22 protein-coding genes are annotated in these 21,317 nt (G+C 63.6%); 11 read left to right on the top strand and 11 right to left on the bottom strand.

Annotated elements, in window-relative coordinates:
- Positions 1-15 precede the first annotated feature (15 nt).
- A complete protein-coding gene (locus DXY02_RS02220) occupies positions 16-960 on the top strand; it encodes an LCP family protein (RefSeq protein WP_114987998.1) in 945 nt (314 codons plus the stop codon).
- Here DXY02_RS02220 and psbP read toward each other — a convergent pair whose 3' ends face one another.
- A complete protein-coding gene (gene psbP, locus DXY02_RS02215) occupies positions 961-1,515 on the bottom strand; it encodes a photosystem II reaction center PsbP (protein ID WP_114987997.1) in 555 nt (184 codons plus the stop codon).
- A gap of 134 nt (positions 1,516-1,649) precedes the next feature.
- Here psbP and recR point away from each other — a divergent pair, with 134 nt between their 5' ends.
- On the top strand, positions 1,650-2,225 hold the full coding sequence (gene recR / locus DXY02_RS02210; RefSeq protein ID WP_114987996.1) for a recombination mediator RecR: 576 nt from the start codon (positions 1,650-1,652) through the stop codon (positions 2,223-2,225).
- Positions 2,222-3,121 (top strand): lipoyl synthase, encoded by a 900-nt coding sequence (lipA, locus tag DXY02_RS02205; protein WP_114987819.1) that lies wholly within the window; start codon positions 2,222-2,224, stop codon positions 3,119-3,121. The genes recR and lipA overlap by 4 nt, the downstream gene beginning before the upstream one ends.
- Here lipA and DXY02_RS02200 read toward each other — a convergent pair.
- The 8 genes from DXY02_RS02200 to lysA all read right to left on the bottom strand — a co-directional run bounded on the left by DXY02_RS02200 (position 3,106) and on the right by lysA (position 10,147).
- Complete coding sequence (locus tag DXY02_RS02200) at positions 3,106-3,603, bottom strand: hypothetical protein (RefSeq protein WP_114987995.1); 498 nt, start codon at positions 3,601-3,603, stop codon at positions 3,106-3,108. The genes lipA and DXY02_RS02200 overlap by 16 nt on opposite strands.
- Before the next feature lie 34 nt (positions 3,604-3,637).
- Positions 3,638-4,609, bottom strand: a complete 972-nt coding sequence (locus tag DXY02_RS02195; RefSeq protein WP_114987818.1) for a DUF952 domain-containing protein — start codon at positions 4,607-4,609, stop codon at positions 3,638-3,640.
- 48 nt (positions 4,610-4,657) lie between these two features.
- Entirely contained in the window at positions 4,658-5,641 is a 984-nt protein-coding gene (locus DXY02_RS02190; protein ID WP_114987817.1) for a rhodanese-related sulfurtransferase, read from the bottom strand.
- Positions 5,642-5,707: 66 nt separating this feature from the next.
- Positions 5,708-5,833 (bottom strand): hypothetical protein, encoded by a 126-nt coding sequence (locus DXY02_RS13030; protein ID WP_256377279.1) that lies wholly within the window; start codon positions 5,831-5,833, stop codon positions 5,708-5,710.
- Between the two features lie 310 nt (positions 5,834-6,143).
- Positions 6,144-7,139 (bottom strand): biotin synthase BioB, encoded by a 996-nt coding sequence (gene bioB, locus DXY02_RS02185; RefSeq protein ID WP_114987816.1) that lies wholly within the window; start codon positions 7,137-7,139, stop codon positions 6,144-6,146.
- Complete coding sequence (locus DXY02_RS02180; RefSeq protein ID WP_114987815.1) at positions 7,136-7,918, bottom strand: isoprenyl transferase; 783 nt, start codon at positions 7,916-7,918, stop codon at positions 7,136-7,138. Before DXY02_RS02180 ends, bioB begins: the two co-directional genes overlap by 4 nt.
- Entirely contained in the window at positions 7,915-8,745 is an 831-nt protein-coding gene (cdaA, locus tag DXY02_RS02175) for a diadenylate cyclase CdaA (RefSeq protein WP_114987814.1), read from the bottom strand. Before cdaA ends, DXY02_RS02180 begins: the two co-directional genes overlap by 4 nt.
- 22 nt (positions 8,746-8,767) lie before the next feature.
- Entirely contained in the window at positions 8,768-10,147 is a 1,380-nt protein-coding gene (gene lysA, locus DXY02_RS02170; RefSeq protein ID WP_114987813.1) for a diaminopimelate decarboxylase, read from the bottom strand.
- Positions 10,148-10,150: 3 nt separating this feature from the next.
- On the opposite strand from lysA, the gene rimI reads away from it, so the two are divergent.
- From rimI to DXY02_RS02145, 5 genes are all read left to right on the top strand, one after another.
- Positions 10,151-10,666 (top strand): ribosomal protein S18-alanine N-acetyltransferase, encoded by a 516-nt coding sequence (gene rimI, locus DXY02_RS02165; RefSeq protein ID WP_114987812.1) that lies wholly within the window; start codon positions 10,151-10,153, stop codon positions 10,664-10,666.
- Positions 10,667-10,842: 176 nt separating this feature from the next.
- On the top strand, positions 10,843-13,383 hold the full coding sequence (locus DXY02_RS02160) for an ATP-dependent Clp protease ATP-binding subunit (RefSeq protein WP_114987811.1): 2,541 nt from the start codon (positions 10,843-10,845) through the stop codon (positions 13,381-13,383).
- Positions 13,383-14,483 carry an iron-containing alcohol dehydrogenase family protein gene (locus DXY02_RS02155; RefSeq protein WP_114987810.1) on the top strand — a complete coding sequence of 367 codons (1,101 nt, stop codon included), beginning with the start codon at positions 13,383-13,385 and terminating at the stop codon, positions 14,481-14,483. The genes DXY02_RS02160 and DXY02_RS02155 overlap by 1 nt, the downstream gene beginning before the upstream one ends.
- On the top strand, positions 14,480-15,346 hold the full coding sequence (locus DXY02_RS02150) for an alpha/beta fold hydrolase (protein WP_114987809.1): 867 nt from the start codon (positions 14,480-14,482) through the stop codon (positions 15,344-15,346). Before DXY02_RS02155 ends, DXY02_RS02150 begins: the two co-directional genes overlap by 4 nt.
- Positions 15,339-15,959 (top strand): DUF2993 domain-containing protein, encoded by a 621-nt coding sequence (locus tag DXY02_RS02145; protein ID WP_114987808.1) that lies wholly within the window; start codon positions 15,339-15,341, stop codon positions 15,957-15,959. The genes DXY02_RS02150 and DXY02_RS02145 overlap by 8 nt, the downstream gene beginning before the upstream one ends.
- A gap of 6 nt (positions 15,960-15,965) precedes the next feature.
- Here DXY02_RS02145 and DXY02_RS02140 read toward each other — a convergent pair whose 3' ends face one another.
- Both DXY02_RS02140 and DXY02_RS02135 read right to left on the bottom strand, forming a co-directional pair.
- Positions 15,966-16,832 carry a phosphatidate cytidylyltransferase gene (locus DXY02_RS02140; protein ID WP_114987807.1) on the bottom strand — a complete coding sequence of 289 codons (867 nt, stop codon included), beginning with the start codon at positions 16,830-16,832 and terminating at the stop codon, positions 15,966-15,968.
- Positions 16,833-16,916: 84 nt separating this feature from the next.
- The gene (locus DXY02_RS02135; RefSeq protein ID WP_114987994.1) at positions 16,917-18,320 is read right to left on the bottom strand and encodes an aminotransferase class I/II-fold pyridoxal phosphate-dependent enzyme; all 1,404 of its coding nucleotides are present in this window, start codon (positions 18,318-18,320) and stop codon (positions 16,917-16,919) included.
- 50 nt (positions 18,321-18,370) lie between these two features.
- Here DXY02_RS02135 and DXY02_RS02130 point away from each other — a divergent pair, with 50 nt between their 5' ends.
- The 3 genes from DXY02_RS02130 (at position 18,371) to DXY02_RS02120 (ending at position 21,311) form a co-directional block, all read left to right on the top strand.
- The gene (locus DXY02_RS02130) at positions 18,371-20,020 is read left to right on the top strand and encodes an AarF/ABC1/UbiB kinase family protein (RefSeq protein ID WP_114987806.1); all 1,650 of its coding nucleotides are present in this window, start codon (positions 18,371-18,373) and stop codon (positions 20,018-20,020) included.
- 71 nt (positions 20,021-20,091) lie between these two features.
- The gene (locus tag DXY02_RS02125; protein ID WP_006850033.1) at positions 20,092-20,511 is read left to right on the top strand and encodes a hypothetical protein; all 420 of its coding nucleotides are present in this window, start codon (positions 20,092-20,094) and stop codon (positions 20,509-20,511) included.
- 56 nt (positions 20,512-20,567) lie between these two features.
- Positions 20,568-21,311 carry a response regulator transcription factor gene (locus DXY02_RS02120; protein WP_244276112.1) on the top strand — a complete coding sequence of 248 codons (744 nt, stop codon included), beginning with the start codon at positions 20,568-20,570 and terminating at the stop codon, positions 21,309-21,311.
- The last annotated feature ends 6 nt before the right edge of the window (positions 21,312-21,317 follow it).

Here is a 21,317-nt window from a genome sequence, read left to right as displayed (position 1 = left end):
CACAACACGTGTTCCATGCCACAAGCCCCCCCTGCTAAGGCGTCATCTGAGGCCATCAATTGGCCGGTGGTTGCTGCTGTGGTGGCGGGTCTCAGCGGTGGCCTGATTCTTTCGGTTCCGCTGAGCAGGTTGATCACGGCGCCATCCAGCACGGCAGATCAACCCTTCGCGCTGCTTCAGCCCGCGCCGCTGTCCAACCCGTTTGCCGGTTGGACAGGCTTCGGGACCAGGGAGGTGGTGGTGCTAGGCCGGGACCGCACCAGTAGCAACACCGATGTGATCTTCACGGTGCGGGTGGATGGCACCACCACATCGATTACCCAGATCCCACGCGACAGCTACATCGATGCCGAGGGCTTCGGCGGCATCAAGCTCAATGCGCTGATGGCCTACGGCGGTGTGGAGGCGGTGGAGCGGCAGTTGTCGCGCCTGATGAACCGCCCAATCCGTCATCACATCGTGGTGCGCCTGGATGCGATCGAAACCCTGGCCAACCTGGTGGGGGGCATCGAAGTGGATGTTCCCAAGCGTCTGTACTACGTCGATCGCAGTCAGAACCTGTTGATCGACCTGCAGCCAGGACCTCAGCTGTTGAAGGGCAAGGATCTGGAGGGCTTTCTTCGTTGGCGCAACGACGGTCGCGGCGATTTCGGCCGGCTGGAACGGCAGCAGCTGGCGCTGAAGGGGCTGTTTGAGCAGATGAAACAACCGCAGAATCTGATCCGCCTGCCGGCCTTGATCACTGCGGCGGGGCAGGCGTTGGAGACGGATCTGGGGCCAATGGAACTGGGCGGGTTGGTCACCGCCATGGCCACCACCGAACTGAAGGCCTCCAGCCTGAGGGCGGTTCCGTTCGATGCCGACGGCATCAGCTATCTGGATACGGAGTGGCCGGCGCACTCGAGCACTGGCGCCGATTCAGGTGACCCCAACGGCCGGCGTTTTCGCTTCCTGTTCTGATCAAATCAGCAGGGTCAGTGAGCGCACCACCCGGCCGCAGAGGTCACCCACCTTGCCCCAGCGGTCTTCATTGACGCTTGTGGCCAGGGTGTAGAGCCGGCCGCGGTCCACCACGACGGTCGCCAACTCGTGGCGGTCGCGGTCTTCCAGGTGCACGGCGTATTCAAGGTCGTAGAAGGTGTGGCCATTCACTTCACGCTCCTGCGCTTCCACCAGCTCGGCGGTGCGGCCGCTGCCTGCGGTGGCGATCACTTCACGGCGCAGGCGCTCGCCAACGGCAACGGCGCTGCCCAGTTCACTCAGCTCGTTGTCTTCGTTCACCTTGTTGATCATCAGGCTCACGGTTTCATCGCTGTGGATGAGGTCGTGAAACACCACCCGGGGTCCGTTGCTCACCTGTACCTCGGTCCAGCCGGTGGGATAGAGGAAGGCGAAGCGGCCATCCGGGCTCTGGTACGACTGCAGCCCTGCCGTTGGTCCCGTCGCGCAGGCCCCCAGCACCAGAGCCAGAACGCCGCAAACGATCACGCGACTCAGAGACTGGAGGAGCTGCATCAGCGGGGCGATCAATCCACGGGCCATTCTGCCGTTGTGGCCTGATGGTCGTGGCCCCTGTTGCGGCAGATGATCTCCGCAACTCCTACATTTCCCTCATTGGCGGCAGACCCCTGAGCGGCTTCACCAAACCGTTGGCTCGACTGATTGATCAGTTCGAGCGTCTGCCCGGCATCGGCCCGCGCACGGCCCAGCGGCTCGCGTTGCATCTGCTGAACCAACCGCAGGAGGAGATTCATCAGTTCGCTGACGCTTTGCTGGCGGCCCGCACCCAGGTGGGCCAGTGCCAAACCTGTTTCCACCTCTCCGCTGATCCTGAGTGTGAGATCTGCCGCAACCCCGAGCGCCGCAACGGCGTGATCTGTGTGGTGGCGGATTCCCGCGATCTGCTGGCGCTAGAGCGCACCCGTGAATTCCAGGGGCGTTACCACGTGCTTGGTGGTCTGATCTCACCCATGGATGGCATTGGTCCGGAGCTGCTGCACGTCACCGAATTGGTGCAGCGCATCACCAATGAGGAGATCAGTGAGGTGATTCTGGCCCTCACCCCCAGCGTGGAAGGGGACACCACCAGCTTGTATCTGGGGCGGTTGCTCAAGCCCTTCTGCTCAGTGAGCCGAATCGCCTACGGCCTGCCGATGGGCAGTGAACTGGAATACGCCGATGAGGTCACCCTCAGCCGCGCCCTTGAGGGGCGCCGGCCGGTATGAGCAAGTACAGCGCCATCCCCCCTGCCGAGCGATTGCCGGACTGGCTGCGGCGGCCGATCGGCAACGCCTCGGAGTTGGAGCGGGTGCAGGGGCTGGTGAAGCAGAACCGGCTCCACACCATCTGTGAGGAGGGGCGCTGCCCCAACCGCGGCGAGTGCTACGCCGCCGGAACGGCGACGTTTCTCTTGGGTGGCTCGATCTGCACCCGCAGCTGTGCCTTCTGCCAGGTGGACAAGGGCCAGGCCCCGATGCCGGTGGATGCCGCCGAAGCCGAGCGGGTGGCCGATGCCGTTGAGGCGATGCACCTCCGTTATGTGGTGCTCACGGCGGTGGCCCGCGATGATCTCGCCGATCACGGCGCCAGCCTGTTCACCAGCACCATGGCGGCGATCCGGGCCCGCAATCCGCTGATCGCCCTTGAAGTGCTCACCCCCGATTTCTGGGGGGGCGTGTCGGATCACGATCAGGCGTTGGTGGCTCAACGGGAGCGATTGGCCACGGTGCTGGCGGCCCAGCCGGTGTGCTTCAACCACAACCTGGAAACGGTGCAGCGGCTGCAGGGGGAGGTGCGCCGCGGTGCCACCTATGAACGATCCCTGGGTTTATTGGCGGCCGCCCGTGAGCTGGCGCCGGAAATCCCCACCAAGAGTGGCCTGATGCTCGGCTTGGGGGAAAGCCGCGACGAGGTGATCGCCACCCTCTACGACCTCCGTGCCGTGGATTGCCAGCGGATCACCCTGGGGCAGTACCTGCGCCCCTCGCTGGTGCACATTCCGGTGGCCCGCTATTGGACGCCCCAGGAGTTCGATGAGCTGGGGGATGTGGCCCGAGAGCTGGGCTTTGCACAGGTGCGCAGTGGTCCGCTGGTGCGCAGCAGCTATCACGCCGCCGACTGACGCCAGCCCCGCAGGCTGCGCTCCAGCACGGTGGCCACATCACCAGTCATCAGGGCCCCGGCGCCGCCCCAGACCATGCGCAGGGGCAGATCCCAGAGTGCCGCTTCCACATCGCGAGTTTTGCTGAAGCCGCGTTGGCGGAAGTAGCGCACCAGCCGGCAGTGCTGCTGCTCGTCGTCCCGGATGGCCAGTAAACGGGCCCGTGAACAGGGGGTGGCCTCCTGGGCCCAGGCCATGGTGGCCGCCCAAATCAGATCACCCACGCCGGCAGGCGCCTTTGGCATCACCCGCATCGTGTCGAGCTGCAGGCCTGTGGCGGATGGATAGGCCCATCCCTTCATTTCCCCCAGCAGCAGCAGGCTGCCGCTAGAGGCTTGCCGGGCCACCACCAGCCGCAGGCTCCACAGACCCAGGGGGCGGCCCACCTGCAACCTCAGCAGCAGTCCCCGTTCGCGGGCTTCGGCTTCCAGTTGCTCAAGCATCGATCGGGATCTGGCCACGGTCATGGTCGTCCAGTCATGCTGCCGCGGGCATGGTGCTGACCGAGCGCACAGCCTTTAGGGGCAACGGGCCGTAGAGATGGGGGAACAGTTCGCCGGTGGGGATGGCATCGGCCCGCAGGGGAGCGTTCAAGGCGGCGGGATCAATCTCCAGCAGGAGCACCTCGCCGGCGTCGGCGTAGAACCGCTCAAAGGTGGCCTGCACTTGCTCTTGCCAGGAGCAGTGGATGAAGCCCACCTGCTCCAAGCTCATTCCCCGGGTGGAGATGCGGTAGCTGCCGTCTGCCTGGGCGGCCTGCCAGTCGGCCTTGAGGACCAGGTGAAACAGGGGCTGATCCAAGGGCACCGCCACGGCATCGGCGGGGAAGTGGTGGTGTTGTCCGCCGGCACTCCAAGGGTCGGCCCGTTGCATCAGCCGCTCAAAGCGGGGATCCTCAAGGAAACGCTGGAGCCACTGGCGTAGAGCTTCCAGGCTGTTGTCGTTGTCGAATCCCTCGGGATCGGCGATGCGCCACTGCCGCACGAACGGCCAGAGGGCGGCATCCGCCAGCGAGCAGCGCTTGCCCAGCAGCCAGCCCTGATCAGCGATCGTCAGGCTCCAGTTCTGAAGGATGGCCAGCCCGGCGGCCCGTTGCTCGTCTTTGTTGATGCCGGGGTAGCGGTCGGTGTATTTGAAGCGGTCGAGATGATGTTTGAACGCGCCGTCGTTCTGCTCGATCAGCCCTGAGGCATCGCCGGCGTTGCGCAGCTCGCGTGGGTCCGCCTGATCCAGGGCCCAGTGCATCACCGCCAGGCTTTCTTCGATTACGCTGCCGTCCGGCAACACCAACACGGGCACGGTGCCCTTGGGGGAGACCGCCAACATCTCCGCCGGTTTGGCCTTCAGCGCGATTTCCCGCCACTGAACCAACAGTCCTGCCTCCAGCAGAGCCCAGCGGGCGCGCATGGCGTAGGGGCAGCGTCGAAAGCTATAAAGGATCGGCAGCACGGCATCGGGGTGGTCCCTGGCAGGGATTGTCCGATGCGGACTGACTAATTAGGCCTGCTGCTGGTCGATGTTGTGTTGGTCGATCTGGCGTTGATCGATCTGACGCTGCCGCATGGCGAAGCGTTCCCGGTCGGCATCGGTGAAGCGATCCACGCAGTGAACGCACTGCACCCCCTTGATGTAACTCGGCAGTTCACGTTGCTGGGCTGACACCGGCAGGCCGCAGGCGTGGCAAAGGCTGTGCTCTCCAGGCTCCAGCCGGTGGTTCAACGCCACCCGTTGATCAAAAACAAAGCACTCCCCTTGCCAGCGGCTCTCGGCTTCCGGCACCTGCTCGAGGTACTTGAGGATGCCGCCGCGCAGGTGATGCACCTCCCCGAAACCCTGTTGCTGCAGGTAGCTGCTGGCTTTTTCGCAGCGGATTCCGCCGGTGCAGAACATGGCGATGCGCTTGCTGCCCTTCTCTTCGATCATGGGCCGCAGCGTGGACTCTGCCCATTGCGGGAAGTCGCGGAAGCTCTCGGTGCTGGGGTCGATGGCCCCCTCGAAGCTGCCGATTGCCGTTTCGTAGCTGTTGCGGGTGTCGATCACCAGGGTGTCGGGATCGTCCACCAGGGCATTCCAGTGTTCGGGTTCCACATAGGTGCCCACGCTGGCGCTGGGATCCACGCTGGCTACGCCGATGGTCACGATCTCCTTTTTGCGGCGGGCCTTGAAACGGCGGAACACCGGTTTGTCGGCCCAGCTGCGCTTCACCTCGAGCCGCGCGTAGTGGTCGTTGCCCAGATCCAACGAGGCGCGCAGGTGATCCAGCACCGAATTAACGCCGTGATCTGGTCCGCTGATCGTGCCGTTCACGCCTTCATGGGCCACCAACACAGATCCGAGCACGCTGCCTTCGCGAGCCAGGCTCGGCAAGCGGTTCAGCAACGCCTCACGACGCTCGTCATCCAGGGGCGTGAAGGCATAGAACGCCGCCACCAGGAGTCGGCTGTCCTTGGCCAGCACAGGCTCCAGGTTGCTCGGATCCACGCTGTTACGGGCTCAACAGTCCTCCAGCCTGCATCAGGCCGGGGAGTGCCACCGCGTTGTTGGTTGTCAGGCTTTCCTGCTGATCCTCACCGAAGCCGGCTTCAGGGGACAGGCCAGGGCATGGAAGGGCTTATGCCCTCCTTCAAAGATCAGGCTTCCCATCGGTTGAGCGTTGGCGCTGTCGATCTTCATGGCTGAGCCACAGACCAGCAAGGTGTAGCTCAACCGGGATGCTACCCACAATGAGTGTTTTGTGCAGTGTTTCCGGTTGATGACAGTCGGGATGGTCCGCGCAGGATCTGTCCAGCCGGATCTCAATAGCGGTGACGCTGCCTGTGGTCCTTGATCGCTTCCAGGATCACCGAGAGGACAAACAGACCGAGCAGCGAGGGGATGACGATGGGATCAATCAAAGCGCCTCATCGAGGGGCTGTTTCCGGCCTAGCCCTGCACTCCCTCAGCCTGTGTGCCAGTGGGGTGATCGTTACATGGGTGCAGCTGATCAGCGGGGAGGGCAGCTGGCCAGAGCCGCCGCGCCCTCTTGCCAGTTGGCGGTCACCCCCGCATCGGCAAGCAGTTGGCGGTCGGCCTCCACATCCGGGTTGCCGGTGGTGAGCAGAACATCGCCGTAGAAGATCGAATCGGCCCCCGCCTGGAGGCAGAGGATCTGCGCTTCCCGGGTCATCGATTCACGGCCGGCGCTCAACCGCACCCGGGCATGGGGCATCAGGATCCTTGCCGTCGCCACCATCCGCACCAGCTCCAGCGGTTCGAAGGGAGCCTGCTCTTCCAAGGGGGTGCCTTCCACCGCCACCAGACCGTTCACCGGAACGCTTTCGGGATGGGGATTCATGCTGGCCAGCACCTGCAGCATGGAGGCGCGGTCCCGCAGGGTTTCACCCATGCCGATGATGCCGCCGCAGCAGAGGGTGACGCCGGCCTTGCGCACCCGTTGCAGGGTTTCCAGTCGCTCCTGATAGGTGCGTGTGGAGATGATCCGGTCGTAGTGCTCGGGGCTGGTGTCGAGGTTGTGGTTGTAGGCCGTGAGGCCGGCTTCGGCCAAACGTTCCGCCTGCTGGTCGGTGAGCATCCCAGCGGTCACGCAGGCTTCCATCCCCATGCCGCGCACCCCCCGCACCATCTCGAGCATCGCCTCAAAGGGAGCGCCATCGCGGATCTCCCGCCAGGCCCAGCCCATGCAGAAGCGATCAGCTCCGGCTTCCTTGGCGGCCCGGGCCCGCTGAAGCACTGGTTCCACCTGCATCTGGGCTTCAAAGGCCGTCACGTCACTGCTGTTGTGGATCGACTGCGAGCAGTAAGCACAGTCTTCTTCGCAGCCCCCCGTTTTCACGCTCAGCAATGAGGCCAGCTGCACCCGGTAGCCAGGGTTGGCCTCCCGATGCACGGTTTGGGCCTGCCAGAGCAGCTCCATCAACGGAAGTTCCAGCAGGGTCTGGATCTCCTCGGTGGTCCAGTCGTGGCGGATGCTGAGGGTCATGGGCGGATCGGATCAAGACCGCCGAAGCGGCGGTGGCGACGTTGGAAATCGAGCAGGGCGGCTTTCAGTGCATCGGCATTGAAGTCAGGCCAGAGAACATCGGTGACGTGAATCTCGGCGTAGGCCAGTTGCCAGAGCAGGAAATTGCTGATCCGGTGTTCGCCGCTGGTGCGGATCAACAGATCGGGATCCTGTTCGCCAGCCGTGAACAGTTCGGCGGCGATGCTGTTCTCGTCGATGCTGTCGGGGTCCAGCTCCCCGGCAGCAGACCGTTGGGCCAGCCGCTGAGCGGCTTGCACTAGCTCCCGTCGACCGCCGTAGTTGGTGCAGACGTTGAAGTGAATGCCGTTGTTGCCCGCCGTCCGGGCCGTGGCATCGGCAATCAGCTCCTGCAGTTTCTGGGGCAGGGCCTTCAGATCGCCGAGAAAGCGAATCCGCACCTGTTCGGCCTCGAGCGCCTGCAGTTCGGCCTGCAGCACCCGTTCGAACAGGGTCATCAGGAAATTCACTTCCTCCCCTGGGCGCGACCAGTTCTCCGTGGAGAAGGCGTAGGCCGTGAGGGCTTGAATCCCCCAGTCGCTGCACAGTCGCAGGGTGGCTTTCAGCGCTTCAACCCCAGCCCTATGCCCCATCACGCGGGGCAAACCGCGGGATTTCGCCCAGCGACCGTTGCCATCCATGATCAAGGCCACGTGCTGTGGGAGCCGACCCGGGTCGAGGTCCGCAGGCAGAAGCGAACGATCGGCCGTGTCAGTGCTGGTGGCCGGAGGGCGGCTCAAGACAGCGTTTCGGACGGAGCGCTACCCACCGTACGCCGTGCTGGCGGAATCGATTCGGCGGTGCTGAACAGCTCCCTGAGCAGTTCCTGGAGGCGTGAACTGGTGATTGGTCGTTCCAGCTTGCCCTGGTTCGCCAGAGACAGCGTTCCAGTTTCTTCCGATACAACGATGCAGATGCAGCGATCGAAGCGTTCGGTAATCCCGAGGGCCGCCAGATGGCGGGTGCCGAAACGGCTCACGCTGTCCCTCGACAGGGGAAGAATCACCCCCGCCGATTCGATGCGATTGCCCCGCACCAGCACTGCACCGTCATGGAGGGGGGTGTCGGCGGCGAACAGGTTGAGCATCAGCTCGCGACTCAGCACCGCACCAATGGGGATGCCGGGATTGAGAAAGTCCTCAGGCCTCAGGTCGCTGCCCAGGTCCACCACAATCAGGGCCCCACGCCGCAACTGCGACAGCCGGCCCGCCGCCTCGGTGATTTGGCTGACGGTGCCTGCCGAAGCGCTGAACTCTTTCTGTGGATTGCCCAGCAACACGGCCAGACGGCCAGTCCCCAGCAGTTCCATCAGGCGCCGCAGCTCCCCTTGCCAAAGGATGGCCAGGGAGAGCGAACAGGCCATGACGAGCGCGTCGACCAGCTTTGTGGTGAGGGGCAGGTTGGCGAAGCGCTGGACGAACCAGGCCATCGCCACCAGAAACAACCAACCCCGGAGCAGCCACAGGGTGCGCTGCTCGTTGACGCGGGAAAAAAGCAGAAAGCCGATGGAAGAGGCAAAGAGAACGTCGAGCACAAGGCGCGGATCCACCACCGCCAACACGTTCACTCCGCCCTTCTCATCACTGTTGTCAACGTAACGCGTTGAATCGTTCTGGCAAAACGTCGTAGCGCAGCAGGTCATCCGGCTGCTCCCGCTTCTGCACCAGTTCAGCTGCCCCGTCGTGCACCAGAACGGCAGCGGGCCTCGGGATCCGGTTGTAGTTCGAACTCATCGAGGCGTTGTAGGCACCGGTGGCAAACACGGTGACGATGTCACCGCTCTCGGTGGTGGGCAGGGGCAGGTCTTTCAGCAGCACATCGCCGGATTCGCAGTGCTTGCCCACCAGGTTCACGCTTTCGTCTGACTTGGCCAGGGGGCGATCGGCCAGGCAGCAGGTGTAGAGCGACTGGTAGGTGATCGGGCGAGGGTTGTCGCTCATGCCACCGTCGATGGCCACGTAGGTGCGCACGTTCGGGATCGTTTTGCGCGAGCCCACCGAGTAGAGGGTTACGCCGGCGGTCGCCACCAGGGAACGGCCCGGTTCGCACATCAACCGCGGCAGCTCGAGGCCCCGTTCCTGGCAAGCGCTGGTGACGGCTTCGGCCACCACCTGGATCCACTGCTCAATGCTCGGTGGGTCGTCCGACTCCACGTAGCGGATGCCCAGGCCGCCGCCCACGTTGAGGTCGCTCACGGGATGGCCCAGGTCACGGGCCAGCTTCAGCTTGTCGGCCATCACCGCCGCCAGATCCCGGTGGGGTTCGAGTTCAAAAATCTGTGATCCGATGTGGGCGTGCAGCCCGGTGAGTTGGGCCCAGGGCTGTCCCACCAGGCTGCGCAGCACTGGTTCCACCTGGTCGGGATCGAAGCCGAACTTGCTGTCCAGGTGACCGGTGCGGATGTATTCGTGCGTGTGGCACTCGATGCCTGGGGTGAAGCGCAGCATCAGGCGAGCCGGTTCGGCTCCAGCGGGCACCAGTTCGGCGAGGCGATCGAGATCGTGCTGGTTGTCCACAACGATCGTCACCTTGTTGGCGTACGCGAGCAGCAGCTCCTCGTCGGATTTGTTGTTGCCGTGCAGCACCATCCGCTCTCCGGGCATCCCCCCGCGCAGTGCGGTCAGCAGTTCACCGGCTGACACCGCATCCAGACCCAGCCCCTCGGAGGCCGCCAGGCTGCTCATCACCAGAGAGCTGTTGGCCTTGGAGGCGTAGATCGGCAGGGATGGCCCGGCGTAATGCTTTTCCAGGGCCTGGCGGTAGGCCCGGCACGTGGCCCGAACGGTGGCTTCATCCAGCACATACAAGGGTGTGCCGTAACGCTCGGCCAGATCGCTGAGACGACACCCGCCCACAACAAGACGGTCGGTGTCGTCGAGTTCTGTGGTGATCGGGGTCAGGTTGCGATTGGGGCTCTCCGCATCCCGGTTGGCCTCGAAGGGCCGTTGACTGGTGATGGTTTGGGTCACGGAGTGGCGGCGTCGAAGGGCAATCTAGGAATCGACCCTGCAGGGGGCGAACCGACTGCGCAGATCCTGCGCCTTGACCCGTCCTGGCAGCAAGCCTGTCTGGCACTGGATCAACGGGCGCTCAACGGCCTCTGGACTGCAGAACAATGGCGGCGTGAGCTGGACGACCCCCGGCGCCTCTGCATCGGTCTTGTGCAGCCCGAAGCCCTATTGGGGGTGGCTTGCGGCTGGATGGTGGCCGATGAACTGCACATCACGGCGGTGGCTGTGGATCCCGACAGGCGTCGCAGCGGCCATGGAGGTGTGCTTTTGAAAGCACTGTTGCAACGGGCACGACAGCACGGTGCCGTGCACGCCACCCTCGAGGTGGCCAGCGACAACGTTGCCGCTCTTGCGCTTTACGCCAAAGCCGGTTTCCGCACCGCAGGCACCCGTTCCGGGTACTACTCCGATGGTCGCGACGCCCTCATTCAGTGGTGTCGCATCCCGTCAGCGCCGTCGCCCACGTCGGCGGCTTGAAGTTGTTCGGTTTCCCGTCCCTGGGAGACAAAAAAAGCGGTGAATCTTGTGGGATTCATTGTTATTTTTTGTGCGCTTCAGGCCAGTCTCAGACTGGAAAGTGACCGAACAAACCGAACACTCGCAGCAGTCCCTCAACCCTGATAGCTTGGTCACATCACTGCATTGGCCCAGCGATGTTTGAACGCTTCACCGAGAAGGCCATCAAGGTGATCATGCTGGCCCAGGAAGAGGCCCGCAGACTTGGTCACAACTTCGTTGGTACCGAACAAATCCTCCTCGGCCTAATTGGCGAGGGAACGGGGGTTGCCGCCAAGGTGCTCAAGTCCATGGGGGTGAACCTCAAGGATGCCCGGGTTGAAGTTGAGAAAATCATCGGCCGTGGATCCGGCTTTGTCGCTGTCGAGATCCCTTTCACACCCCGCGCCAAGCGCGTCCTGGAGCTGTCTCTGGAAGAGGCCCGTCAGCTCGGTCACAACTACATCGGCACAGAGCACCTGCTGCTAGGTCTGATCCGTGAGGGCGAAGGTGTTGCTGCCCGTGTGCTGGAGAACCTTGGCGTCGACCTGGCCAAGGTGCGCACTCAGGTGATCCGCATGCTCGGTGAAACCGCTGAAGTCTCCTCCGGCGGCGGTGGCGGCGGTGTCAAGGGATCCACCAAAACCCCCACCCTCGACGAGTTCGGCAACAACCTTACCCAGCTCGCCACCGAAGCCAAGCTCGACCCGGTGGTGGGTCGTCACAACGAAATCGATCGCGTCATCCAGATCCTGGGTCGCCGTACCAAGAACAATCCCGTTCTGATCGGCGAGCCCGGTGTCGGTAAGACCGCCATCGCTGAAGGTCTGGCCCAGCGCATTCAGCAGGGCGACATTCCCGACATCCTTGAAGATAAGCGCGTCCTGACCCTGGATATCGGTCTGCTGGTGGCCGGCACCAAGTACCGAGGTGAGTTCGAAGAGCGCCTCAAGAAGATCATGGAGGAGATCAAGGCGGCCGGAAACGTGATCCTCGTGATCGACGAGGTGCACACCCTGATCGGTGCCGGTGCTGCTGAGGGTGCGATCGACGCCGCCAACATCCTCAAGCCGGCCCTCGCCCGCGGTGAGCTGCAGTGCATCGGTGCCACCACCCTCGACGAGTACCGCAAGCACATCGAACGGGACGCCGCCCTGGAGCGCCGTTTCCAGCCGGTGAATGTGGGCGAGCCGTCCATCGACGACACCATCGAAATCCTTCGTGGCCTGCGCGAGCGTTACGAGCAGCACCACCGCCTCAAGATCACCGACGACGCCCTTGTGGCAGCTGCAACCCTCGGAGATCGCTACATCTCGGATCGCTTCCTGCCCGACAAGGCCATCGACCTGATCGATGAAGCCGGTTCCCGTGTGCGTCTGCTTAATTCGAAGCTTCCCCCTGCGGCCAAGGAAGTGGACAAGGAACTGCGTTCCGTCCAGAAGGAAAAGGAAGATGCCGTTCGTGATCAGGACTTCAACAAGGCCGGTGAACTGCGCGAGAAGGAAGTGGAACTGCGGGAGCAGATCCGTTCTCTGCTTCAGGCCAACAAGGACGAGGTCAAGGCTGACGCAACCTCCGAATCCGGTGAAACAGCTGCAACTGAAGCGCCTGCTTCAGATAGCTCACCGATGGTGAACGAGGAGGACATCGCCCAGATCGTCGCCTCCTGGACCGGTGTTCCTGTGCAGAAGCTCACCGAAAGCGAGTCGGTCAAGCTGCTCAACATGGAGGAAACCCTCCACAAGCGCCTGATCGGTCAGGACGAAGCCGTCAAGGCGGTGTCCAAGGCCATCCGCCGTGCTCGGGTCGGTTTGAAGAACCCCAATCGCCCGATCGCCAGCTTCATTTTCTCCGGCCCCACCGGTGTGGGTAAAACCGAGCTCACCAAAGCTCTGGCCACCTACTTCTTCGGCAGCGAAGAGGCGATGATCCGCCTCGACATGTCGGAATTCATGGAGCGCCACACGGTCAGCAAGCTGATCGGCTCGCCTCCGGGCTATGTGGGCTTCAACGAAGGCGGTCAGCTCACCGAGGCGGTGCGTCGCCGGCCTTACACCGTGGTGCTCTTCGACGAAATCGAAAAGGCGCACCCCGATGTGTTCAACCTGCTGCTGCAGCTTCTGGAAGACGGCCGTCTGACCGATTCCAAGGGCCGCACGGTCGACTTCAAGAACACCCTGATCATCATGACCTCGAACATTGGTTCGAAGGTGATCGAGAAGGGTGGCGGCGGCCTCGGCTTCGAGTTCTCCGGTGAAAGCGCTGAGGAGTCTCAGTACACCCGGATCCGTTCCCTGGTGAATGAGGAGCTCAAGCAGTACTTCCGGCCTGAATTCCTCAACCGTCTCGACGAAATCATCGTCTTCCGTCAGCTCAACCGCGAGGAGGTCAAGGAGATCGCCGAGATCATGCTCAAGGAGGTCTTTGGCCGCATGGGCGAGAAGGGCATCACCCTCACCGTGTCCGATGCCTTTAAGGAGCGCCTGGTGGAGGAGGGCTACAACCCTGCCTATGGCGCACGTCCGCTGCGTCGCGCTGTCATGCGTCTTCTCGAGGATTCCCTCGCCGAAGAGGTGCTGTCTGGTCGGATCAAGGACGGCGACCACGCCGAAGTTGATGTCGATGAGAACAAGAAGGTGGTGGTCCGTCACAAAGGTCAGGTGGACACGGCACCGCAACTCGCCGGTGCCAGCGTCTGATGGTTCGATCCATCTCGTCCCACTCCATTGCCCCCGCCAGCGTCTTGCGGGGGGATGGAGCCTGGGATGAGGCCTTGCCTCAGATCAAATCTCTCTGTTCACGTCCGCTGGTGCTGGGTCGCAGTGCCTCCACTGCCGATCAGCGACAGCGTTTGGTGTCGGATCTCTTGGCCCATGGGCTCCAACCTCTTCAGGCTCAGCTTCAGTTCGACTGCTGTGAGCAGGATCTCCAGAGGGTGGCTGCTGAATCCCAGGGCTGTGACGCCGTTCTGGCTGCCGGGGGCGGAAAAGTGCTGGACGCCGGCAAGTTGCTGGCCCATCGCCTTTCCCTGCCCTGCATCACCGTTCCACTGAGCGGCTCCACCTGTGCTGGCTGGACGGCTCTCTCCAACATCTATTCCCCTCAGGGTGCTTTCGAAGGGGATGTGGCCCTTGATCGCTGTCCTGATCTTCTTGTCTTCGATCACGGCCTGGTGCGCCAGGCCCCACCCCGCACGCTGGCCAGTGGTGTCGCTGATGCCCTGGCCAAGTGGTATGAGGCTTCGGTGAGCAGCGGCGACAGCAGCGATGGTCTGGTGCAGCAGGCCGTGCAGATGGCACGGGTGCTGCGGGATCAATTGCTGATCGATAGCCTCACGGCGCTGAAGGATCCAGATAGTGAAGCCTGGGTGCGCACCGCCGAAGCCTGTGCTCTAACTGCTGGTGTGATGGGGGGACTGGGCGGTGCCCGTTGCCGCACTGTTGCAGCCCATGCCGTTCACAACGGCCTCACCCAGCTGGAGGCCTGTCACCACATTCTGCATGGCGAGAAGGTGGGCTTCGGAATTCTTGTGCAGCTTCGCCTGGAGGAACGTCTGGGCGGCAACCGGCTTGCAGGCCAGGCACACCGCCAGCTGTTGCCGTTGCTGCGGCAGCTTGGTTTGCCCGTCAGCCTTGATGATCTGGGTCTGGCGCAGGCCAGCCTCAGTGAGTTGCAGGAGGTGTGTCGCTTCGCCTGCCGCGAGGGTTCCGATCTACATCATTTGCCTTTCGCTGTGACGCCTGGTGCTTTGCTGGAGGCCCTTGTGGGCGCTGCCGAACTCAGCCCCAGCAGCCTTTGAAGACGCTTCTGGATCAATTGCGGCCGGCTCTGCTTGACCCGCAGGCCGAGTCCCTGGCCGCTGAGGTGCAGTGGTGGACGTTGCCGTGTCTGGGTGTGGATGATCCGTTCCCGGTGGCGGTGCTCGGCCAGGGCGCTCCGTTGTTGCTGCTGCATGGTTTCGACAGCAGTTTTCTCGAATACCGGCGCCTGGCTCCCCTCCTGGCCGATTGCTTTCAGCTGTTCATCCCCGACCTGTTCGGTTTTGGTTTTTCGCCGCGTCCCCGGGGCCTGACCTACGGGCCAGAGGCTGTGTTGCGGCATCTCGATGCCCTACTGGAGCGGCTTCCCACGGACGCTCCCCTGAGCTTGATCGGGGCCTCCATGGGAGGGTCAGTAGCCGTGGAGCTGGCCCGGCGTCATCCCGAGCGTGTGGCTTCTCTGCTGCTGCTGGCTCCTGCCGGTCTCACGGGGCGTCCGATGCCTGTTCCGCCCCTGTTGGATTGTTTTGGTGCCTGGTTCCTGGGTCGTCCGGGCGTGCGGCGGGGGCTGTGTCGCCAGGCTTTCGCTGATCCCGATGCGGATGTGGGTGCTCCTGAAGAGCAAATCGCCTCGTTGCACCTGCAATGCCCCGGCTGGGCGGAGGCCTTGGCGGCCTTCGCCCGCAGCGGTGGTTTCGCCGGATGTGGGGATCCCCTGCCCTCCCAATCACTGCACGTGATCTGGGGTGACAACGATCGAATTCTGCGTGCTCCGCAGAAGCAGGCGCTTCAGGCCTTGTTGGATCAGCCTGTGGAGACCTTCTCCTCCTGCGGCCACCTCCCACATATCGATCAGCCCCGCAAGGTGGCTGAGCGGTGTCAGGCTCTGTTGAACCATGGCTGATCCTGTTCTCAATGTGCTGGCAGGGGCCCTGCGCCTGTGGATTCGCAGCCAATGCGACAGCATCGGCAGCCTCGAACTGGCCCTGAACGGCTCCAGCTGGTCATTGCTGCGGGGGCGTCTGGATGGTGTGACCCTCACGGCGAGGGATGCCTGTTTCCAGGGGCTGCCCCTGCAGCATGTTGAGTTGCGCAGCGGTTCGATTGCGGTGGACATGAAGCTGCTCAGTCCCGGTCAGATGCTGGCCCTGAAGCAGCCGTTCCAGGTGGCGGGCGAGGTGAGTTTCAACGGCCGTCAGCTCAACAGCGCGTTGCTGGCCGAACCCTGGCGCTGGCTCGGGGACTGGATGGCTGAACAGCTTATGGGGCTCAGCCCGTTGGGGGCGCTGCGCATTGACGTGGATCTGCTCGAGTTGCAGGTGCCCGTTGCGGCCCATCAAGACCCGGTTCGCCGTCGCTTCCGCCTCAATGCGGCGCAGGGAACGTTGTGCTTCCGGCCGGAGACCGCCGATGAACCGCGCACCTTGCTGCCGATGGACCCCGCCATTCGAATCGAGCAGGTGCAGCTGGCGGGTGGCCAGCTGGCCCTCAAAGGTCAGGCCAGCGTCACCCCATAGCGCTGCTTATGGTGCCAACAGTGGTTGGCATAAAGCGATCGCGTAAAAGACCACAGCTGGGGTGAACAGATAGCTGTCGATCCGGTCAAGGATCCCGCCATGGCCGGGCAGCACATCACCGGAGTCCTTCACGCCTGCATCGCGTTTCATCATCGATTCCGTCAGGTCTCCCACCAGGGCGAACAGAGCGATCAGCGCCCCCAGTAGCAGGCCCGGCAGGCCATGAAGCGCCCAGCCCATCAGCTGGCCGCAGATCAGGCCGATCAGCATGGCCGAGATGAATCCCCCGATCGCCCCCTCGATGGTTTTCCCAGGGGAGATCGGTGAGAGGGGCCGTCGCCCGTAACGCCGTCCCACGGCCCAGGAGCCGATGTCGGTGGCCACGATCATCAGGCAGGCCGACAGGGTGATCTCCAGACCGTTGTCCAAACCGCGCAGACTCAGCCAGTGGCTGGGCAAAAACCCCAGGTAGAACAGCCCGAAGATCGATGCCGCAATGTCGGCGATGGACCCCGTCACCGGTTGCAGCAGCAGCCAACCGCAGATGGCGGCTCCAGAGAGGGGCAGAACAGCGTGGGCCACATCAGCCGGCAGCCCGCCCTGGATCGCCCACTGGGTGGTGAACAGCAGCAGTTGGCAGGCCACAAGGGTGGTTTTCGTGGCGGGGCGAATTCCCTTGAATTGCGCCATCCGGAAGAACTCCAGCAGGCCAAGGTGCACCATTCCCCCCAGCGCGGCGGTGAACCACCAGCCCCCCAGGCTCACGACAAGCAGGCCAAAGCCCCCCACACCTATGCCACTGATCAACCGCTTGCGCAGGGCTGCTCGGGCCGCTGGTGCTTGGCTCTGATCGAGGACAACCTCACGGATCACGCTGATTGGAGGCGTCCTGGATTCACACTATCAATCGCTGTTGGCCGTGATCTCGAGGCTTGAGGCCACCTTTGCTGTCCCAGCTCAGCCCCCACTCACCACAGTCAGTGCGTCTGGGATCTGGTCTCCCCAGAACAGTTTCTGGCGTTCAAGCCAGCGCTGCCGCTGTCGATCGAGGCGTTCGCCGGGAATCAGCAGGGGGATGCCCGGTGGGTAAGGGCACAGCAATTCAGCCGCGATGCACCCCTCCGCATCCTTCAACGCCACCTGTTGGTGCTCCGCCGTCCAGGCCTGGGTCGGTGACTGGGCTGGGGAGGTGACCAGCGGAAGCGGTGGGGCTTCGAAGGCTGGCAAGGGAGGGCGATCGGGGAAGCTCCGCAGCAGGTGCTGCCAGTGGTGTCGCATCCGGCGCCCCAGCCCGCGGTGGCGTGCCAGCCCCAGGCAGAGGGTGAGGCTGGCTGGCTCCGGCAATTCGCCCACCAGCCCCCGGGGCAGAAACCAATCGTCGGCATCCAGGCCGGTGATGCCCGCCTGCCCCGTGTGCAGGATCAGGCGCAGCGGATCCTGGTTGCTCAGCAGAGGCACGCCGCTGTGGCGCAGGCCATCGGCGAGGGCTTCAGCCTCCTGCAGACGCTGCAGCAACTGACGGCGCCCCTTGCGCCGTTGCCAGTGTTGAAGGGCTTCTTCGCAGGAGGCCAGCAGCAGCGCACTGGGGCTGGTGGTTTGCAGCAGGCCCAGGCTGCGTTCCACACGCACGGGATCCAGACGCTCCCCCTGCAGCCAGAGCACCGCCGTTTGCGCCAGTGCTGCAGCCGACTTCTGTAGGGAATGCACCACCAGATCAGCGCCGCAGTGCAGAGAGCTGGGGGGGAGGGGATGGTCCACCCCAGCGGCGAAATGACAGCCGTGGGCTTCATCCACCAGCACGCAACAGCCCTGTTGCTGCAGCCGCTGAATTACTGCCGTTGGGTCATTGGCATAGCCCTGGTAGGTGGGATGCACCAGAACTGCAGCACGGATGGGGGCTCCATCGCGGGGCAGGGCCTGAAGCACCCGTTCGATCCAGGCCGAATCCGCCGGTGCCGGCTGGCCCCGGTCGCTTTGAAAGGGGAGATCGAACAGCACCGGCCGCAGGTCCCCAAGAACGCAGGCCTGAATCAGGCTGCGATGCACGTTGCGGGGCAGCAGCACCCGCTCTCCGGGCCGGACCATGGCCAGCAGTGCGGCCTGCAGCAACCCCGTGGCCCCGTTCACCCCGTACCAGCAGCGCGCCAGCCCCATCGCTGCCGCGGCGGAGCGTTGGCTGTCTGCGATGGCGCCGTCCGCCTCCAGCGGACCGCCAAGGGCTGGTAGTTCTGGCAGGTCCCAGACGCCGGCGCGGCGTCGCAGCAATTGACGCAGTCCATCCGGAAGGGCAGCCCCCCGTCCGTGGGCCGGCAGAAACAGGGGCTGACCGAGGTGACGGGTGAGCTGGGGCAGAAGCGCCATCAAATCCCCCTGATCTCCTTAAAGTCTCCCTCTGTACTCAGCGCGATGCGATGCGTTACGACCCCGGGCGGGATCTCGGCTGGCTGCTGCTGCGTCCCTGGGTCGCCATTCCGCGCCTTGTTCAGGTGCTGTGGTCCCTGGCGGGGCTGGTGCTGGTGCTGCTGCTGCGTGGAGGCAGCAATGACCCCACCGTTCAGCAGGGGCTGGCGCGTCGCATTCTCAACACCCTGACGGGTCTGGGGCCCTGCTTCATCAAGCTGGGACAGGCCCTCTCAACCCGACCTGATCTGGTGCGTCGGGACTGGCTGGAGGAACTTACACGTCTCCAGGACGATCTGCCGGCCTTTCCCCATGCCACCGCCCTGGCTTGCATCCGCGAGGAACTCGGTGCGCCGGCCGAGGAATTGTTTGAGGAGTTTCCCGACACGCCGATCGCCGCCGCCAGCCTGGGCCAGGTGTACAAGGCCCGTCTGCAGGGCCAGCACTGGGTTGCGGTGAAGGTGCAGCGGCCCAATCTCACCTTCATCCTGCGGCGGGATCTGGTGTTGATCCGGGCTTTGGGGGTGATGACGGCGCCGCTGCTGCCGCTCAACCTCGGTTTCGGGCTGGGCGGAATCATTGATGAGTTCGGCCGCAGCCTGTTCGAGGAGATCGATTACGGCCTGGAAGCGGCCAATGCCGAGCGGTTTTCGGCGCTTTTCGCAGATAACGATGCGGTCTACATCCCCAAGGTGGAGCGGATGCTCAGTTCCACCCGGGTGCTGACCACCACCTGGATCGATGGCGCCAAGATGCGTGACAGCGAAGAGCTGCGTTCCCAGCGTCTTGACCCAACGGCGTTGATCCGCACCGGCGTGATCTGCGGCCTGCAGCAACTCCTGGAGTTCGGCTATTTCCATGCCGACCCCCACCCCGGCAACCTCTTCGCCCTGCCGGGTCGCACCGGCGATCTCGGCCATGTGGGGTATGTCGATTTCGGGATGATGGATTCCATCAGCGACAGCGACCGGCTCACCCTCACCGGTGCTGTGGTGCACCTGATCAACCGTGACTTCTCCGGGTTGGCCAAGGACTTCCAATCCCTCGGGTTTCTCAGCCCCACGGCCGATCTCACGCCGATCATTCCTGCCCTTGAAGAGGTGCTCGGCGGCAGCCTCGGCGACTCGGTTGGATCGTTCAACTTCAAGGCGATCACCGACCGTTTCTCGGAGCTGATGTTCGATTACCCCTTCCGGGTTCCGGCGCGCTTCGCCTTGATCATCCGGGCCGTCGTCAGCCAGGAAGGCCTTGCCTTGCGGCTGGATCCGAACTTCCGAATCATTGCTGTGGCCTATCCGTACGTGGCCCGTCGACTGTTGGCGGGTGACACCAGCGAAATGCGCGAGAAGCTGCTGGAGGTGATCTTTGATGAATCAGGCCGCCTGCGCCTGGATCGGCTGGAAAGCTTGCTGGATGTGGTGGGTCAGGACGCTCCCGCTCCTGGGAAGGAATTGATCCCTGTGGCTGGGGCAGGTCTGCGGCTGCTGCTCAGTCGAGATGGTGCTGACCTGCGCAAACGTCTGCTGATGACGCTGATCCGTGACGATCGTCTGCACACCGACGACGTGCGTGCCCTGGTCGGCCTGCTGAGTCGCACCTTCGGCCCAGGGCGTCTGGCCGGCGGCCTGTTGCAGCGCCTCAACCCGTTGGCGGCAGCGTGATCCTGAGATCACGATTCCAGCGAGATTGTGGAACCCACCGCTAAGGTCTCAGCTCTTTGAGATCGGCGTCGATGCCTGAGGAGATCAGCGCCCAGGAGCTTGAGCAGCTGCTCCAGATGATGACCCTGCCCCAGCCCCCCTACCTGCTGGCGGGCATCGGTCTGTTGATGGGTGTGCTCTGCGGCCTCACCTTCGGCCGTCAGGTGCAGAACAAACTGGATGGCTGGAAGCAGGACCGACTCCCTCTGATGCCCCTGGGGACTGCCGAGATCAACCTCAGCTATGCCGGCACCCTCATCGGGGTCACCCTGTTCATCGGTTGCTGCCTTCAGATCTTCGGGTTTGCCTCTGGCGCTGCCCTGCTGGTGGCCCTGCTGCTCTCGCTGCTGACCGGTGGTGCCTTGTTCTCTCAGCTGGAGCGCCTGATGCAGCAGGTGGAAGCGGGCAAGTTCAAAGCGGTTGATTTCGACAACTTCGACGAATTCTTCTAAGCCCTTAAGCGAACCCGCTGTTCTGCTTTGTCGGGTTTCGTCCTCGGTCAGGATGGATGCGCTCCCGCCTCATGGACGTGACAACCCTGTCTGCGGCTGTCTCCACCCGTCGTCTCCTCGTGGTGGAAGACGACGACAGCATCCGGGAAACAGTCGGAGAGGCCCTGCGCGCGGAAAGTTTTGAGGTGCAAACCTGCGCCGATGGCGCCTCAGCCCTCAATCTGATCACCGCTGAAACTTCAGATCCGGTGGATCTGATCGTGCTCGATCTGATGCTCCCCGGATTGGGGGGGCTTGACCTTTGCCGCGAGCTCCGTCGCATCAACAACACCACCCCGATCCTGGTGATCAGCGCCCGAGACAGTGAGACCGATCGGGTGCTGGGGCTTGAGGTGGGCGCCGACGATTACCTGGTCAAACCCTTTGGGCTGCGCGAACTGGTGGCCCGCTGCAGGGCCTTGCTGCGGCGGTCAAGTCAATCGGAGACGTCGCCCTCCCAACCGCATTCCTTCACTCACGCCAACCTGTGCCTGTATCCCAGTGAATGCAGGGTCACCCGGGATGGAACGGACCTCACACTCTCTCCCAAGGAATACAAGATCCTCGAGCTGTTAATCCAGAACCCCAAGCGCGTCTGGAGTCGCGATCAGCTGCTGGAGAAAATCTGGGGTGTCGACTTCATCGGTGACACCAAAACCGTGGATGTTCACATCCGCTGGCTGCGGGAAAAGGTTGAGCAGGAGCCCTCATCGCCTCAGTTGATCCGTACGGTTCGCGGCTTCGGGTATCGCTTCGGCTGAAGGTGC

Origin of the sequence: Synechococcus sp. N19 (genome assembly GCF_900474045.1) — a bacterium.
Lineage (GTDB): Bacteria > Cyanobacteriota > Cyanobacteriia > PCC-6307 > Cyanobiaceae > Parasynechococcus.
The sequence above is the reverse complement of the archived record's forward strand: the minus strand, read 5'-3'. Positions and strand labels throughout refer to the sequence as shown.